This is a genomic window from Microbacterium petrolearium (assembly GCF_054782875.1).
This window is the reverse complement of record NZ_BAAGRQ010000001.1, coordinates 250,066-265,037: the sequence shown is the minus strand read 5'-3', so window position 1 is coordinate 265,037 and position 14,972 is coordinate 250,066. Positions and strand designations below refer to the sequence as shown.

Annotated in this window: 14 protein-coding genes; 2 read left to right on the top strand and 12 right to left on the bottom strand. The window is 73.4% G+C overall.

Annotation, left to right across the window (positions count from 1 at the left end):
* The 12 genes from ACYVJ0_RS01285 to ACYVJ0_RS01230 form a co-directional block, all read right to left on the bottom strand.
* Nucleotides 1–531 carry a shikimate kinase gene (locus tag ACYVJ0_RS01285; protein WP_460815483.1) on the bottom strand — a complete coding sequence of 177 codons (531 nt, stop codon included), beginning with the start codon at nt 529–531 and terminating at the stop codon, nt 1–3.
* 10 nt (nt 532–541) lie between these two features.
* Nucleotides 542–1,795 carry a chorismate synthase gene (aroC, locus tag ACYVJ0_RS01280; RefSeq protein WP_460815481.1) on the bottom strand — a complete coding sequence of 418 codons (1,254 nt, stop codon included), beginning with the start codon at nt 1,793–1,795 and terminating at the stop codon, nt 542–544.
* Between the two features lie 5 nt (nt 1,796–1,800).
* Nucleotides 1,801–2,622: a shikimate dehydrogenase family protein gene (locus ACYVJ0_RS01275; protein WP_460815479.1), complete on the bottom strand. Its 822-nt coding sequence runs from the start codon at nt 2,620–2,622 to the stop codon at nt 1,801–1,803.
* Nucleotides 2,616–4,112, bottom strand: coding sequence for an endolytic transglycosylase MltG (gene mltG / locus ACYVJ0_RS01270; RefSeq protein WP_460815477.1), 1,497 nt, complete (start codon nt 4,110–4,112; stop codon nt 2,616–2,618). Before mltG ends, ACYVJ0_RS01275 begins: the two co-directional genes overlap by 7 nt.
* A gap of 6 nt (nt 4,113–4,118) precedes the next feature.
* The gene (ruvX, locus tag ACYVJ0_RS01265; RefSeq protein ID WP_460815475.1) at nt 4,119–4,586 is read right to left on the bottom strand and encodes a Holliday junction resolvase RuvX; all 468 of its coding nucleotides are present in this window, start codon (nt 4,584–4,586) and stop codon (nt 4,119–4,121) included.
* A 2-nt stretch (nt 4,587–4,588) separates the two neighbouring features.
* Nucleotides 4,589–7,249 carry an alanine--tRNA ligase gene (gene alaS, locus ACYVJ0_RS01260; protein WP_460815473.1) on the bottom strand — a complete coding sequence of 887 codons (2,661 nt, stop codon included), beginning with the start codon at nt 7,247–7,249 and terminating at the stop codon, nt 4,589–4,591.
* 74 nt (nt 7,250–7,323) lie between these two features.
* On the bottom strand, nt 7,324–7,512 hold the full coding sequence (locus tag ACYVJ0_RS01255) for a hypothetical protein (protein WP_449853180.1): 189 nt from the start codon (nt 7,510–7,512) through the stop codon (nt 7,324–7,326).
* Nucleotides 7,513–7,600: 88 nt separating this feature from the next.
* Nucleotides 7,601–8,230, bottom strand: a complete 630-nt coding sequence (rpsD, locus tag ACYVJ0_RS01250; protein WP_449853181.1) for a 30S ribosomal protein S4 — start codon at nt 8,228–8,230, stop codon at nt 7,601–7,603.
* A gap of 161 nt (nt 8,231–8,391) precedes the next feature.
* Nucleotides 8,392–9,645 carry an ABC transporter permease gene (locus ACYVJ0_RS01245; protein WP_460815470.1) on the bottom strand — a complete coding sequence of 418 codons (1,254 nt, stop codon included), beginning with the start codon at nt 9,643–9,645 and terminating at the stop codon, nt 8,392–8,394.
* Nucleotides 9,642–10,373, bottom strand: a complete 732-nt coding sequence (locus ACYVJ0_RS01240; protein ID WP_460815468.1) for an ABC transporter ATP-binding protein — start codon at nt 10,371–10,373, stop codon at nt 9,642–9,644. Before ACYVJ0_RS01240 ends, ACYVJ0_RS01245 begins: the two co-directional genes overlap by 4 nt.
* A 1-nt stretch (nt 10,374) precedes the next feature.
* Nucleotides 10,375–11,322 carry a hypothetical protein gene (locus ACYVJ0_RS01235; protein WP_460815466.1) on the bottom strand — a complete coding sequence of 316 codons (948 nt, stop codon included), beginning with the start codon at nt 11,320–11,322 and terminating at the stop codon, nt 10,375–10,377.
* A gap of 182 nt (nt 11,323–11,504) precedes the next feature.
* Entirely contained in the window at nt 11,505–12,812 is a 1,308-nt protein-coding gene (locus ACYVJ0_RS01230; protein ID WP_460815622.1) for a replication-associated recombination protein A, read from the bottom strand.
* 101 nt (nt 12,813–12,913) lie between these two features.
* On the opposite strand from ACYVJ0_RS01230, the gene ACYVJ0_RS01225 reads away from it, so the two are divergent.
* Nucleotides 12,914–13,192 (top strand): dioxygenase, encoded by a 279-nt coding sequence (locus tag ACYVJ0_RS01225; RefSeq protein WP_449853185.1) that lies wholly within the window; start codon nt 12,914–12,916, stop codon nt 13,190–13,192.
* 78 nt (nt 13,193–13,270) lie between these two features.
* Nucleotides 13,271–14,875, top strand: a complete 1,605-nt coding sequence (locus tag ACYVJ0_RS01220; protein ID WP_460815464.1) for a DUF349 domain-containing protein — start codon at nt 13,271–13,273, stop codon at nt 14,873–14,875.
* Nucleotides 14,876–14,972 lie beyond the last annotated feature (97 nt).

Below are 14,972 nucleotides of genomic sequence, written 5' to 3'. Positions count from 1 at the left end.
TCACTCCTCCCGGGCGCCGGGGACGATCCCCTCGGCGCGCGCCCATGCGACGATCTCGTCGACCACCGCCTGCATCGGCCGCCCGGAGGTGTCCAGGCGCACCGTCGCGACGGCGTCGTACACCGGCCGGCGCTCGTCGCGGATGCGGGTCCACTCCGCGACCGGATCGCGGTCCTCCCCGTTCAGCAGCGGGCGCTTCTGCCCGCGGATCCGCCCCGCCACGGCGTCATCGGCCACGTCGAGCAGCACGACGGGGAGCCCCGTCAGCGCCTCGCGCGTGCCGGGGTGCAGCGGCGCTCCCCCGCCCAGCGCGACGATCCCGCCGGCGCCCAGCGCGCGCAGCACCGTGTCGTGCTCGATCGCGCGGAACGCGCTCTCGCCGCGGCGCTCGAAGATCTGCGTGATCGGCCCGTGCTCCTGCACGATCACCGAGTCGGTGTCGGTGAAGCCGAGGCCGAGGGCCTTCGCCACGCGCCGGCCCACGCTCGACTTGCCGGCTCCCATCGGACCGACGAGCACGACGACGGGCACGGCCCGCGGCTCAGGAGAGCCCATCGCCCGCGGTGCCCTCGTCGACCAGGGGATCGTCGTGCCCCAGGGCGTCGTCCTCGCTCGTCCGGAGGTTTGCGGGGATGGCGGCGACGTACGCGTCGAGGTTGCGGCGCGTCTCGGCCACGGAGTCTCCCCCGAACTTCTCGAGCACCGCCTCGGCCAGCACGAGGGCGACCATGGCCTCGGCGACGACGCCGGCGGCGGGCACGGCGCACACATCGGAGCGCTGGTGATGCGCGGAGGCCTCCTCGCCGGAGGCGACGTCGACCGTGCGCAGCGCGCGCGGCACGGTCGCGATCGGCTTCATCCCGGCCCGCACGCGCAGCGGCGTGCCCGTCGACATGCCGCCCTCGGTGCCGCCGGCTCGTCCCGAGGCGCGCCCGATGGCGTCGCCGCCGGCGATGAGCTCGTCGTGCGCCCGCGAGCCGCGGCGCGTTGTCGTGAGGAATCCGTCGCCCACCTCCACGCCCTTGATCGCCTGGATGCTCATGAGCGCCTGCGCGAGGCGGCCGTCGAGGCGGCGGTCCCAGTGCACGTGCGATCCGAGCCCGGGCGGCAGGCCGTACGCGAGCACCTCGACGATCCCGCCGAGGGTGTCGCCGGCCTTGCGCGCGTCGTCGACCTCGGCGACCATCGCCGCGCTCGTGGCGGCGTCGAAGCAGCGCAGCGGATCGGCATCGAGACGGTCGACGTCGTCCGGCACGGGCAGCGGCGACCCCTCGGGCACGCGCACCGGCCCGATCGAGAGGGTGTGGCTCACGAGCCGGATGCCGAGCTCCCCCAGGAACGCGCGGGCAACCGCGCCGAGGGCGACGCGGGCGGCCGTCTCGCGGGCGCTGGCGCGCTCCAGCACGGGGCGCGCCTCGTCGAAGCCGTACTTCTGCATGCCCACGAGATCCGCGTGCCCCGGGCGGGGCCGCGTGAGCGCGGCGCCGCGGCCGCGCGACTTCTCCGTGAGCTCCACCGGCGCGGGGCTCATCACCTCGGTCCACTTGGGCCACTCGGTGTTGCCGATCCGCAGCGCGATCGGGCTGCCGAGCGTGAGGCCGTGGCGCACGCCGCCCGAGATCGTCAGCTCGTCCTGCTCGAACTTCATGCGCGAGCCGCGGCCGTAGCCCAGCTTGCGGCGCTGCAGATCGGCCTGGATCTGCTCGGCCAGGATCGGGACGCCGGCGGGCATTCCCTCCATGACGGCGATGAGTTCGGGGCCGTGCGATTCGCCGGCCGTGAGCACGCGGAGCATGCTCCCTAGTCTCCCATGGCGGCGCGCATCGCCTCGACGACCGCGTCCTCGCGCGGCAGGGGCTCGTCCACGTCGCCCGAGGTGAACACGCGCACCTGCAGCACGGCCTGGTGCAGGAGCATGCCGAGGCCGGAGACGGCGCGCGCCTCCCAGCGCGTCGCGAGCGGCGACGGCCACGGGCTGTACGCCACGTCGAACAGCGCACCGCCCGAGCCGGCGATCCGGTCGAGCTGCGCGGCCGGGAGGGAGGCGCCGCCGGGCAGCGTCGAGATCGTGAGCTCGGCCGAGCCCGAGACCTCGCCGAACGACGTCGCCGCGACCGAGAGGCCGAGCCGCTCCCCCAGCGCGACGAGCGCCGCGGCGCGCTCGGGCCGACGGGCGACGATCGTCGCCCGCTCCGCGCCCCGCTCCGCGACGGCGACGAGGGCCGACGCGCCCGTGGCCCCGGCGCCGAGGATCCGCACGGCGCGCGCCGCGCCGAGGCCGGCCTCGTCGAGGGCGCGGACGATGCCGCCGACGTCGGTGTTCCAGCCGCGCGGCCCGCCGTCGCCGAGCAGCAGCGTGTTCACGGCGCCCGTGAGCTCGGCGCGCCGGTCGCGACGGGCGGTGGCCGCGAAGGCGCGCTCCTTGCCGGGCATCGTCACGGCGAGCCCGCGGAACGACGCGTCGAGCGACGCGAGCTGCGCGTCGAACGAGGCCGCATCGACCCGTCGCCGCTCGAAGCTCCAGTCCAGACCCAGCGCGCGGTACGCCGCGAGGTGCAGCTGCGGCGAGCGGCTGTGCGCGATCGGGTCGCCCCAGACCTCGAGGCGCGTGCCGGTCAGCATCCGTAGTCGGGGTTCTCGGCGCACCACTGCCGCAGCTGCGCGACGCCCTCCTCGTGCTCGGCGAGCGTCACGCTGAACGTCGACTCGCCGGGATCGAGGTTGACGGCGGTGAAGTAGAGCCAGGGGCCGTCCGCCGGGTGCATCGCCGCGTCGATCGCGAGGTCGCCGGGGTTCGCGATGGGGCCGATCGGCAGACCCGGGTGGACATAGGTGTTCCACGGGTTGTCGTCGGTGAGCGCCTCCTCCGAGCTCCACACCTCGCCGGCGTGGATCTCGCCGACGCCGTACTGCGCCGTGGAGTCCATCTCGAGCTTGCCGCCCGTCTCCTGGTTGCTCGGATCCAGGCGGTTCTGGATGACGCGCGAGACGCGGTAGTAGTCCTCCTCGAAGCGCCCCTCGCGCTCGATGATCGACGCGATCGTGAGGATGCGCTGTCGATCCTGCTCCGGGACGCCGGCCGCGTCGAGCGACTGGACGGTGCGGTCGACGAGCGTGCGGATCACGTCCTGCGCCGTGACGTCGGGGCCGAACGTGTAGGTCGCCGGGAAGAGCCAGCCCTCGAGGCTGTCGGCCTCGACGCCGTACGCACGGGGATCCGCGACGGCGGCCTGGAGCTCCTCGATCGGCATCTCGAGCCCGTCGGCGAGGATCGGCAGGGTCGCCTCGACCGTGAGGCCCTCACGCAGCTGGGCGGTGTCCGCGAGCTTGCTCTCGGGGTCCTCGAGCGCCGCCAGCACCGCCTCGGATGTCATCCGCTCCTGCAGCCGATAGGTGCCAGGGTAGAACGTGGGCGACTGGCTCTCCCGGATCAGGTAGTCGTAGAAGGAGCCCGCCTTCAGCGTGACGCCCGCCTCGTGCAGCTTCGGCGAGATGGACGATCCCGTGTCGCCCTCCTCGATCGTGAAGAGGACCTCGCCCGTCGCCTCCCCCGGCTCGTAGTCGTCGGGGCCGTCGAGCCCGAGCTGCTCCGCGATCCGGTCGCCGTACTGGTTCCACACCCACCAGCCACCGGCGGCGATGCCGCCGAGGATGACCGCGACGATGAGGAACGCGATGAGGCAGCCGAGCCCGCGGCGGCGGCGCCTGGGCGGCTCCGGGTCGCCGAAGAGGTCGTCGAGCGAGCCGTCCGCGCCCGCCTGCTCGTGCGTGTCGCCGCTCGCGGCCTCGGCCAGCTTGGTGCGCGACGCCGGACGGGCGTCGTGCGCCTCCGTGTCGGCGTCCACGTCGGTCGGCCGCGCGCCGTCCCCGTCCTCGGCCGGCCGCGGCGCGCTTCGTGCCGCGGCGGGGTGCGCCTCCGCCGCGGCGCCGGTCTGCGCGTCCGCGGCGGCGGTGTGTTCCTCCGGGCGCGCCGACGCCGTGCGCCCCGCGGCGTCCTCCGTCGTCTCGGCGTCGGCCGGCACGCCCATGGCCCCCGTCCCGGCGCGGCGTGCCTCTCGGAGCGCGCGACGCGACAGGGGGCGCGGCGCGTCCGATTCGGGGGTCTCGGGCATGCGGATCTACTCCTGGATCGACGGGACCGGCTCACCGGCGGGTAACCCGGTGCGCTTCTCGCTGTCGACGGCATGCTGCAGCAGCACCACGGCGGCGACCTGATCCACCATGCTACGAGAACCCTTCTGGCTTCGCCCGGACTGGCGCAGTGCCGCGTGGGCCGTCACCGTGCTGAGGCGCTCGTCCACCAGGCGCACGGGGCGCTCGTCGCGGGCGGCGAGCTCGGCCGCGAAGGCGCGGGCGTCGGCGGTCGACGGCGTGTCCTCGCCCCGCAGGTTCAGCGGCAGGCCCACGACGTACTCGAGGGGATCGTGCTCGCGCGCGAGCTCGAGGATCCGCGCGATCGAGGCCTCCGAGCGGGGCACCGTCTCGACGGGGACGGCGAGCATGCCGTCGGCGTCGCAGCGCGCCACGCCGACGCGGGCGCGGCCCACGTCGATGCCGAGCCGCACCCCGCGACGGAACTCCGCCACGCCTACAGCGCCTCCACCGCGGCGCGCACGGCGTCGAGGGCTGCCGGGATCGCCGCGGCGTCCTGCCCGCCACCCTGGGCGAGCTCGTCCTTGCCGCCGCCGCCCCCGCCGAGCGTCGTCGACGCGGTGCGCACGAGCGCCCCGGCCTTCGCGCCCGCGCCGCGGGCGGCGTCGTTCGTCGCGACGACGACCACGGGGCGGCCGTTCGCCGTGCCGGCCAGCGCCACGATGGCCGGCTCCGAGCCCAGGCGCTCGCGCACCTGCGTGACGAGCGAGCGCACGTCGTCCGCCGATCCGACCGCACCGAGGTCCTGCGCCACGAGCGTCACGCGCCCGGCGCGCTTCGCCCCGGCGACGAGCTCGGGCACTCGCTGCTGCAGCGCCTGCGCCTCGTACTGGGCGATCCGCTTCTCGGCCGCCTTGAGGCTCGCCGACAGCTCCGCCACGCGCGTGGCGAGCTGGTCCTTCGGGGTCTTCAGCGCGTTCGTCAGCTCGGCCACGAGCGCCCGCTCGCGCGTGAGCTCGCGGAACGCGTCGAGCCCGACGAGCGCCTCCACGCGGCGGTTGGACGCACCGACCGACGACTCGCCGATGAGCGAGATGAGGCCGATCTCGGCGCTCGAGCCCACGTGCGTGCCGCCGCAGAGCTCGCGCGACCAGGGGCCGCCGATGTCGACCATGCGCACCGTCTCGCCGTACTTCTCGCCGAACAGCGCCATGGCGCCCGCGGCCTTCGCCTCGTCCAGCGACATGACGCGCGTGGTGACCTCGAGGTTGTCGCGCACGGCGTTGTTGGCGATCTCCTCGACCTCGCTCTTCGTGGCGTCCGAGAGCGCCTGACCCCACGAGAAGTCGAAGCGCAGGTAGCCGGCGCGGTTGAGCGATCCGGCCTGCGTCGCGCCCTTGCCGAGCGTGTCGCGCAGCGCGGCGTGCACGAGGTGCGTGGCCGAGTGCGCCTGCTGTGCGGCGCGCCGGTTGACGGCGTCGACGACGGTCGTGGCCGCGGCTCCCACGCCCACCTCGCCGCGCGTGACCTCGACCGTGTGGCTGATGAGACCCGCCACGGGGCGCTGCACGTCGAGCACCTCGAGCTCGAAGCCGGGGCCGACGATGGTGCCCTTGTCGGCCACCTGGCCGCCCGACTCGGCGTACAGCGCCGTCTCGGCGAGGATGACCTCGGCGATCTCGCCCTGCGTGGCGCGCGGCACGGGCGCGCCGTTCACGATGACGCCCAGCACGCTCGACTCGGTCTCGAGGTCGGTGTAGCCGGTGAAGACGGTCTCGCCCTGCGCCCGGAACTCGCGGTACACGCTCACGTCGGCGATCGCGCGCTTGCGCGCCTTGGCGTCGTCCTTTGCGCGGCGCTTCTGCTCCTGCATGAGCGCGTCGAAGGCGGCGCGGTCGACGCCGAGGCCGGCCTCCTCCGCGATCTCCATCGTCAGGTCGATCGGGAAGCCGTAGGTGTCGTGCAGCAGGAAGGCCTGGTCGCCCGCGAGGGCCGGCGTGCCGGCCTGCTTCGCCTTCGTGACGGCGGTGTCGAGGATCGTCGATCCGCTCGACAGCGTGCGCAGGAACGTCTCCTCCTCGGCGAACGCGTAGGCCGACAGGCGATCCCACTCGGTCTCGAGCTCGGGGTAGCCGGCCTTCATGGCGTCGCGCGACGCGGCGAACAGCTCGGGGAAGGTGGCCTCCTCCACGCCCAGCAGGCGCATGGAGCGCACGGCGCGGCGCATGAGGCGACGCAGGATGTAGCCGCGGCCCTCGTTCGACGGCGTCACGCCGTCGGAGAGCAGCATGAGCGACGAGCGCACGTGGTCGGCGATCACTCGGAAGCGCACGTCGTCGGCGGCGTCGGCGCCGTAGCGGCGCCCGCTCAGCTCGCTCGCGCGGTCGAGCACCGGCCGCACCTGGTCGGTCTCGTACATGTTCTCGACGCCCTGCTTGAGGAACCCGACGCGCTCGAGGCCCATGCCCGTGTCGATGTTCTTCTGCGGCAGCTCGCCGACGATGTCGAACTCGGTCTTCGAGCGGACGTTGTCGATGGCGTACTGCATGAAGACGAGGTTCCAGATCTCGAGGAACCGGTTGTCGTCGACGGCGGGACCGCCGTCGGCGCCGTACTTCGGGCCGCGGTCGAAGTAGATCTCGGAGCAGGGCCCCGCCGGTCCCGGCTGGCCCGTCGTCCAGTAGTTGTCCTCGCGGCCCAGCCGCTGGATGCGGCTCTTCGGCAGCCCCGCGACCTTCTGCCACAGCTGCTCGGCCTCGTCGTCGTCCTCGTAGACGGTGACCCACAGGTCCTTCTCGTCGAAGCCGAGGCCGCCGTCGGCCTCGCTGGTCGTCAGCAGCTCCCAGGCGTACGCGATCGCGCCCTCCTTGAAGTAGTCGCCGAACGACCAGTTGCCCATCATCTGGAAGAACGTGCCGTGGCGGGCGGTCTTGCCGACCTCCTCGATGTCGTTCGTCCTGATGACCTTCTGCAGGTCGGCGGCGGACGGGTACGGCGCGGGCACGACCCCCGTGAGGTAGGGGATGAACGGCACCATGCCGGCGATCGTGAACATGATCGACGGGTCGTCGCTCACGAGCGATGCGGACGGGACGATGGTGTGGCCGTTCTTCTCGAAGTAGTCGAGGTAGCGCTTCGCGATGTCCGCGGTCTTCATGGGGGTGTGCTTCGTCCTTGCTGGTGCGTGCGGGGATCGCCGCTCGGGCTGCGGCGTCCGTCTCGAGGGGAGGATTACTCGGCGGCGTCGGCGCCCAGTCGCGCCTCCTGCGCGCGGTACGCGTCGGTCAGGCGGTCGGTGAACTCCGTGACGCGCGCGTCGATCTCGCCGAGCAGCTCGTGCCCGCGCGGGTCCTTGTTCATGAGGTGCGCGGCGACGAATCCGCCGATGATGCCGAGCAGGAACCACACCACGTTCTTCATGTCACCCGTCCTCACGTGATCGTTGTCGTCCATCGTATAGACACGAAGGGCGCCGGATCTCTCCGGCGCCCTTCGATGACAGCGCGCTTTAGCGCGCCGCGTAGTACTCGACGACGAGCTGCACGTCACACGTGACGGGCACCTCGGCACGCTTGGGGCGACGCACGAGCTTGGCCTGGAGCTTGTCGAGCTCCACCTCGAGGTAGCCCGGAACCGGGGGCAGGACCTCGGCGTGGCCACCGGCGGCGGCGACCTGGAAGGGCTCGGTGCCCTCCGAGCGCTCCTTGACGTGGATCGTCTGGCCCGGCTTCACGCGGAACGACGGGCGGTCCACGATCTGGCCGTCGACCTTGATGTGGCGGTGCACGACGAACTGGCGGGCCTGCGCCGTGGTGCGGGCGAAGCCCGCGCGCAGCACGAGCGCGTCGAGGCGCATCTCGAGCAGCTCGACGAGGTTCTCACCCGTCAGGCCGTCGGTGCGGCGCGCCTCGTTGAAGACGATGCGCAGCTGCTTCTCGCGGATGCCGTACTGCTCGCGCAGACGCTGCTTCTCCTTGAGGCGCACGGCGTAGTCGCTGTCGGCCTTGCGCTTGGTGCGGCCGTGGGGGCCGGGCCCGTAGGGGCGCTTCTCCATGTAGCGGGCGGCTTTGGGCGTGAGCGCGACGCCGAGCGCGCGCGACAGGCGGACCTTGCGGCGGTCCTGGGACTTGGTGGTCATGACTCCCTTTCACGTGGCCGCGACTCTCGCGGACCGACGGACGTACAAACCCCTCTCCCCCGTATGCGCGGCGTACGCCGGACTGCCGCTGGGGACTGCGAGATGGGATGTGCTCGGATTTCGAGCCGATCCAGGTTACCAGACCCGCCTGCGGAGCCCGCTCAGAAGCGGATCGCGTCGATCGGGCGCACGCGCATCGCGATGAGCGCGGGCACGAGTCCCGTGAGCGCTCCCACCCCGGCCGAGACGAGCAGGCCCGTCACGGCGGCGCTCATCGGGAAGGCGACGGCATCCTGCAGCCCCGCGAACATGTTCTCCTGCACGACCGGCAGGCGCAGCGCGAAGATCGCCAGCACGATGCCGACCACGCCCGCGACCACCGTGCCGACGACGCTCTCGAGCATGACCGAGAAGAACACCCGCCCGCCGGTCGCGCCGAACGACCGGCGCACGCCGATCTCGCGGATGCGGAAGCGCGTGGTCACGAGCGTGATGTTGAGCAGGCTGAGCGCGCCCAGCGCGAGCACGAGGATCGAGATGCCGCCGAGCACGAGGAGCATGGGGCCGAACGGGTCGTACCCGTCCTGCATCTGCGCCTCGTAGTCCATGCGGTACGCGTCGACCTGGAAGCCCTCGCCCAGGTGCAGGCCGAAGGACGCGCGCAGCGACTCCATCAGCTCGTCGGCCGTCTCCGGGGGGATCCACGCCTCATACGACGTGTTCGCGCCCAGCACCTCGGGCGACAGGACCGATCCGGCCTGGTCGTAGAGGATGTAGCCGGACTGCGCGTACTGCCCTCCCGTGTTCTGATCGGGCATCACGCCGACGACGATCGCCTCGAACGAGCCCGCGGCGGTCGGCATGCCGTCCTCGCTCCACGTCTGCAGCTCGATGTCCACGCGCGGCGAGCCGGTCAGCGCGGGGGCGCCCAGGCGCTGCCACCAGCTCTCGTTGATGACCGCGGTCGGCACCAGCCGTGCCTCGTCGCGCTCGCCGAACCACGCGCCCTCCACGAGCGGCACGCGGTGCATGACCCCGAAGTCCGCGTCCACCGCGCGCACGTCCGCCCAGCCGTCGGCCGGCGGCACCACCTCGAGCCACGCCACGCGGCTGGACCACTCGATGCCGTGCCGCTCCACGCTCTCGTCGAACGCCCGCTGCAGCACGCCCGCCTCCGGCATCGCGCCCGTGTCCGGGTTGTACGCCGACAGGCGGACGAGCGCCGGGCGGCCGGAGCTGCGCTCCATCGACTCCTGGAAGCCCTGGTTCAGCATCTGGCCCAGCGCGACCACCGCTGTGAAGGCCGCCACCGAGATCGCCACGACGATGAGGCTCAGCAGCACGCGCATGCGGTGCACGCGCAGCTCCTGCCACGCCTCGGCCAGCGAGGAGACGAGGCCCGTCGCCCACCTCATGCGCTCACGCTTCCCTCGCGCGCGGCCGCCACCGTCTCGAGCGTCGGCTCGTCGGCCCGCAGCACGCCCTCCTGCAGCCGGTACACGCGCTGGGCCCGCGCGGCGACATGCGGGTCGTGGGTGATGGTGATGAGCGCCGCGCCGGCCTGCGTGGCGATCTCGTCGAGCAGCGTCATGATCACGGCGCCGGTCTCGACGTCGAGGGCTCCCGTGGGCTCGTCCGCGAGGATGAGGCGGGGCGCGCGCACGAGGGCGCGCGCGATCGCGACGCGCTGCTGCTCGCCGCCCGAGAGGCGCTCGGGCATCTGGTCCATGCGCCCGCCGAGCCCGACGCGCTCCAGCATCTCGGCCGCGAGGGCGCGGCGGCGCCAGAAGGCGCGGCCACCGTCGTAGAGCAGCGGCATCTCGACGTTCTCGAGCGCCGTGCGGCGCGGCAGCAGGTTGAACTGCTGGAACACGAAGCCCACGCTGCGCCCGCGCGTGCGGTCGCGGCGCCCCGCCGACATCCGGTCCAGCGGCACGCCGTCGAACTCCAGCGTGCCGGAGGTGGGGGCATCGAGCAGACCGAGGATGTTCAGCAGGGTGGACTTGCCCGAGCCCGAGCGGCCCATGATGCTCACGTGGTCGCCGACCTCGACGTCGAGGTCGACGCCGCGCAGGATGTGCAGCGGCTCCGCATCGGGCAGCGACACCGTGCGCGTGATGCCGCGTGCGTGCAGGAAGACCACGTCAGACCCCCGACTCGTCGCCGGCGAGCAGGACCGAGGTCGGCACGTACTCGTAGACCATCTCGCCCTCGGCCACGCCCTCGACGATCTCGATCTTCTCGGCGTCGGCGATGCCCAGCGTCACCTCGCGCTCCTCGGGCAGGCCGTCGTCGCCCACCACGAAGACGGTCCCGGTGCCCGCCGCACCGAGCACGGCCGTGACCGGCAGCACGACGACGTCCTCCGCGAGCCCGCCCGCGATCGTCATCGTCGCGGCCAGTCCGGGGAACACGCGCACACCGTCGGGCACGGGGCACCGCACGGTCGTGGTCACCTCCGCGGGGGCCTCGCCGTCGTCGGCGCCGGGCAGCGGCGTCTCGAGCACGAGCCCCGTGCACGTGAACGGGGCCGGCCCGTTCGTGATCTGGATCGACGCCTCGGTCGGCTCCGACAGCAGGCGGTACCGATCGGCGGGCGAGATCGATCCCTGCACGCGGAAGGTCGAGGGCGCGACCGCGCCGACGGTGTCGCCCGGCGCGACGGTCGCGCCGCTCACGAGCGTCAGCGACGAGAGCGTGCCGCCGGCCGGTGCGACGACCTCGCTCCAGATCGCGAAGGTGCTGCCGTCCTCGAGCGGCACGTCCTCGCGCACGCTCGCGACGACATCCCCGATCGCGACGGCGTCGCCGACCGCGTGGAAGACGTCCACGACGACGCCCGCCTTGTGCACCGTGAGGCTCACGGCGGGGTCGTTCTGCACCGTCGCGGCCACCTCCAGGTCGTTGCGCACGGTGTCGCGCCAGGCGGCCACCTGCGGCTCGGAGATCTCCCCCGTCGGCATCTCGCCGCCGCCGAGGCCCTGCACGCTCTCGCCGTCCGGGAAGAACGCGAGCTTGATCAGGCCCGCGGCGATCACCGCGAACACGAGCAGCCAGGCGACGGGCAGGATCACGCGGCGGAACACCATCATCGGCGTCGTCCCTTCGGGGGATGATGCGGGGGCATCGGGGCGGGATCGCGGACGATCGCCGCGGGTTCTCATCCTGTCGGATCGGATGTGTGCTCGGCAATCAATTCAGGGTGAGAGGCGCGCAGTACCCGGGGATCCCCCGATTCCACCCCTGACATCCCGCCCCGAACGGGCGCGGCCCGTCAGCCGTCGATGATGCGGCGCAGCTTGTCGAGACGCTCGCCGATCTCCCGCTCGCCGCCGAGCGGCCGCGGCTCGTAGTACCGGCGCCCCTGCAGCGCGTCGGGCAGGTACTGCTGCGCGACGACGCCGATCTCGCTGTCGTGCGGGTAGCGGTAGCCCTTGCCGTGGCCCAGGCGCTTGGCGCCGGCGTAGTGCGCGTCGCGCAGGTGCTTCGGCACCGGCCCCATGCGCCCGGCGCGCACGTCGGCGAGGGCGGAGTCGATCGCGTTGATGGTCGCCGGCGACTTCGGGGCGGTCGCGAGATAGAGCGCCGCCTCCGCCAGCGGGATCCGCCCCTCGGGCATGCCGATGAAGGCGACCGCGTCGGCCGCGGCCACCGCGATCTGCAGCGCGCGCGGATCGGCCAGCCCGATGTCCTCCGCGGCGTGCACGACGAGCCGGCGGGCGATGAAGCGCGGGTCCTCCCCCGCCTCGATCATGCGCGCGAGGTAGTGCATCGTCGCGTCGGGGTCGGATCCGCGGATCGACTTGATGAACGCGCTGATGACGTCGTAGTGCTCATCGCCCTGGCGGTCGTAGCGCAGCAGCGCGCGGTCGACCGCCTGTGCCACCTGCTCGGCCGTCACCGTGGGGATGGCGTCGTCGGCCGCGGGATCCTCGGCGTCGGGCCGCTCCGCGGCCTCCGACAGGGCGACGCCCGCGGCGGCCTCGAGCGCCGTCAGGGCGCGGCGCGCGTCGCCCGAGGCGAGCTGGATGAGCGCCCGCCGGGCCTCGGGATCGAGCGCGACGGCGCCCGCGAGGCCGCGCGCGTCGGTGAGGGCGCGATCCACGAGCGTTCCGAGGTCGTCGTCGGTGAGCGGCTGCAGCGTGAGCAGGAGCGAGCGCGACAGCAGCGGCGAGATGACCGAGAACGACGGGTTCTCGGTGGTGGCGGCGATGAGGATGACCCAGCCGTTCTCCACGCCGGGCAGCAGGGCGTCCTGCTGCGCCTTCGTGAACCGGTGGATCTCGTCGAGGAACAGGATCGTCGACTGGCCGTACAGATCGCGCTGGTTCAGCGCCTCCTGCATCACCTCGCGCACGTCCTTGACGCCCGCGGTGATCGCCGACAGCTCGACGAAGCGGCGCCCCGACGAGCGCGCGATCGCCTGCGCCAGCGTCGTCTTGCCGGTGCCGGGCGGCCCCCACAGGATCACCGAGACGGTGCCGGGCTTCGTCGCCTCCGGATCGGCGAGCGCCACGAGCGGCGAGCCGGGCCTGAGCAGGTGCGCCTGGCCCGCCACCTCGTCGAGGGAGATGGGGCGCATCCGCACGGCCAGCGGCGTCTGCCCCTGGAACAGCGCGGATCGACTCACCCCGCCAGCCTACGCGCGAGGTCCGACACCCGTCTCTCGCGTAGGCTCTTCCCGTGGCAGTGAAGACGAAGTCGCCCTCACGCGAGGAACGCGAGCGCGCCCGCATCTACGAGGCGCGCAAGAGACTGCGCGATGCGCAGCTGCGCCGCCGGACGCGCGACAACGCGATCGTGTCGATCGTCGCGGGCCTCGTCATCCTCGGCGCGGTCGGCGCGCAGGCGCTGTACTACACGAGCGGTCCCGGCGCGCCCGCGCCCGCCCCCTCGGAGACGCCCGGTGCCGGCACCCCGGCGGTGGAGCCGACGCCGCCGCCCGTCACCCCCGCGTCCTGACCCTCTGCCCCGATCCGTTCATCCCGTAGGCTGGGCGGCGTCCCTCCCTTCCCGCGGCCAGCCGCCAAGGAGTCTCCCGTGAGCACGTCCGATCACACCCCCGAATCCGCACCGCCCGTCGACGCCGAGTTCCCCGTCGCCGAGCCCGCAGAGCCCGCCGCCGACGAGGTCGTCGCGCCGGCCGAGCCCGCGTCCGCCGACACGCCCGAGGATCCCGCGCCCGAGGATCCCGCGCCCGAGGGCCCGGCGCCGGAACCGGCCGACGAGCCGCAGACGGAGACGCCCGAGGCGTCGGAGTCCGCCGAGGCACCTCAGCCGCAGGCCGAGCCGGCCGCCGCCGCGCCCGCGTCGCCGCGACCCACGCCCGCGCCGCGACCGATGCCCCGCCCCGTGCCGTCGCCGGCCGCCGTCGCGCGCCCGAAGGCCCCGGCCGCCGCGGCGCCCGTCGTGACCCGCAAGGACTACAGCGAGTGGGGTCGCATCGAGGACAACGGCGCGGTCGCCGTGCGCGAGGGCGACGAGTGGCGCGTGGTCGGCGAGTACCCCGACGGCACGCCCGAGGAGGCGCTGCAGTACTTCGGCCGCAAGTTCGACGACCTCGAGGTGCGCGTCGTCACGCTCGAGCAGCGTCACGCCCGCGGCGGCGCCTCGGCGTCGGATCTGCGCAAGCAGGCGGCGGCGCTGAAGGACGAGGTGGTCGGCGCGGCCGCCGTCGGCGACCTGCAGGGCCTCGCCGCCCGCCTCGACGCGCTCACCACCGAGCTCGCCGCCGCGAGCGAGGAGGAGGCCGCCGCCAACCGCGCGGCCCTCGAGGCCGCTATCGCGGAGCGCACCGCCATCGTCGAGCAGGTCGAGGCCCTCGCGGCGCGCGACCCCCAGTCGGTGCAGTGGAAGCAGGCCTCGAGCGAGCTCGACGCGCTCTTCGCCTCGTGGCAGCAGCACCAGAAGACCGGCCCGCGGCTGCCGAAGGGCACGGCGCAGTCGCTCTGGAAGCGCTTCCGCGATGCCCGCGCCACGTTCGAGCGGCACCGCAGGGCGTTCTTCGCCGAGCTGGACGAGGCACACAAGGAGGCGCGCGACCGCAAGACGCGCATCGTCGAGCGTGCCGAGGCCCTCGCCCCGCAGAGCGAGGACGGCATTCCCGCCTACCGCGCGCTGCTCGACGAGTGGAAGGCCGCCGGACGCGCCGGCCGCAAGGTCGACGACGCGCTGTGGACCCGGTTCAAGGCCGCCGGCGACGTGCTGTACGGCGCGCGCGCCGAACGTGACCAGGCCGAGCAGGCCGAGTCCGCTCCGCGCATCGCCGCCCGCGAGGAGCTGCTCGTCGAGGCGCAGGCCGTCACCGCCGAACGGGATCTCGTCGCGGCGCGCCGGCTGCTCACCGACATCCAGCGCCGCTGGGACGAGGTCGGCCGCATCTTCCCGCGCGAGACCGAGCGCGCGCTCGACGACCGCCTGCGCAAGATCGAGCAGGAGCTCAAGGGCCGCGAGGACGTCGACTGGAAGAAGAACAACCCTGAGACCAAGGCGCGCGCCAACGACATGGCCCAGCAGCTGCAGGACTCGATCGACAAGCTCGAGGCCGAGCTCGCCGCGGCCGAGGCCGCCGGCGACAAGCGGGCCGCGGCCGAGGCCAAGGAGGCCCTCGACGTGCGTCGCGCCTGGCTCAACGCCATCGGCTGAGCCTCGCACGCCCCGAACGGCCGGTCCCGCACGCGGGGCCGGCCGTTCGTCATCCACAGGGCTACCGCCCGCGGGCCGCCGCGGTCGACACTCGGTG

What these genes read in the sequence shown, in the direction of transcription:
- ACYVJ0_RS01245 (WP_460815470.1), bottom strand. Translation starts at nt 9,645, where the DNA reads ATGAGGTGGGCGACGGGCCTCGTCTCCTCGCTGGCCGAGGCGTGGCAG.
- aroC (WP_460815481.1), bottom strand. Translation starts at nt 1,795, where the DNA reads ATGCTCCGCGTGCTCACGGCCGGCGAATCGCACGGCCCCGAACTCATC.
- ACYVJ0_RS01230 (WP_460815622.1), bottom strand. Translation starts at nt 12,812, where the DNA reads ATGCGCCCCATCTCCCTCGACGAGGTGGCGGGCCAGGCGCACCTGCTC.
- mltG (WP_460815477.1), bottom strand. Translation starts at nt 4,112, where the DNA reads ATGCCCGAGACCCCCGAATCGGACGCGCCGCGCCCCCTGTCGCGTCGC.
- alaS (WP_460815473.1), bottom strand. Translation starts at nt 7,249, where the DNA reads ATGAAGACCGCGGACATCGCGAAGCGCTACCTCGACTACTTCGAGAAG.
- ACYVJ0_RS01275 (WP_460815479.1), bottom strand. Translation starts at nt 2,622, where the DNA reads ATGCTGACCGGCACGCGCCTCGAGGTCTGGGGCGACCCGATCGCGCAC.
- ACYVJ0_RS01255 (WP_449853180.1), bottom strand. Translation starts at nt 7,512, where the DNA reads ATGAAGAACGTGGTGTGGTTCCTGCTCGGCATCATCGGCGGATTCGTC.
- ACYVJ0_RS01235 (WP_460815466.1), bottom strand. Translation starts at nt 11,322, where the DNA reads ATGATGGTGTTCCGCCGCGTGATCCTGCCCGTCGCCTGGCTGCTCGTG.
- rpsD (WP_449853181.1), bottom strand. Translation starts at nt 8,230, where the DNA reads ATGACCACCAAGTCCCAGGACCGCCGCAAGGTCCGCCTGTCGCGCGCG.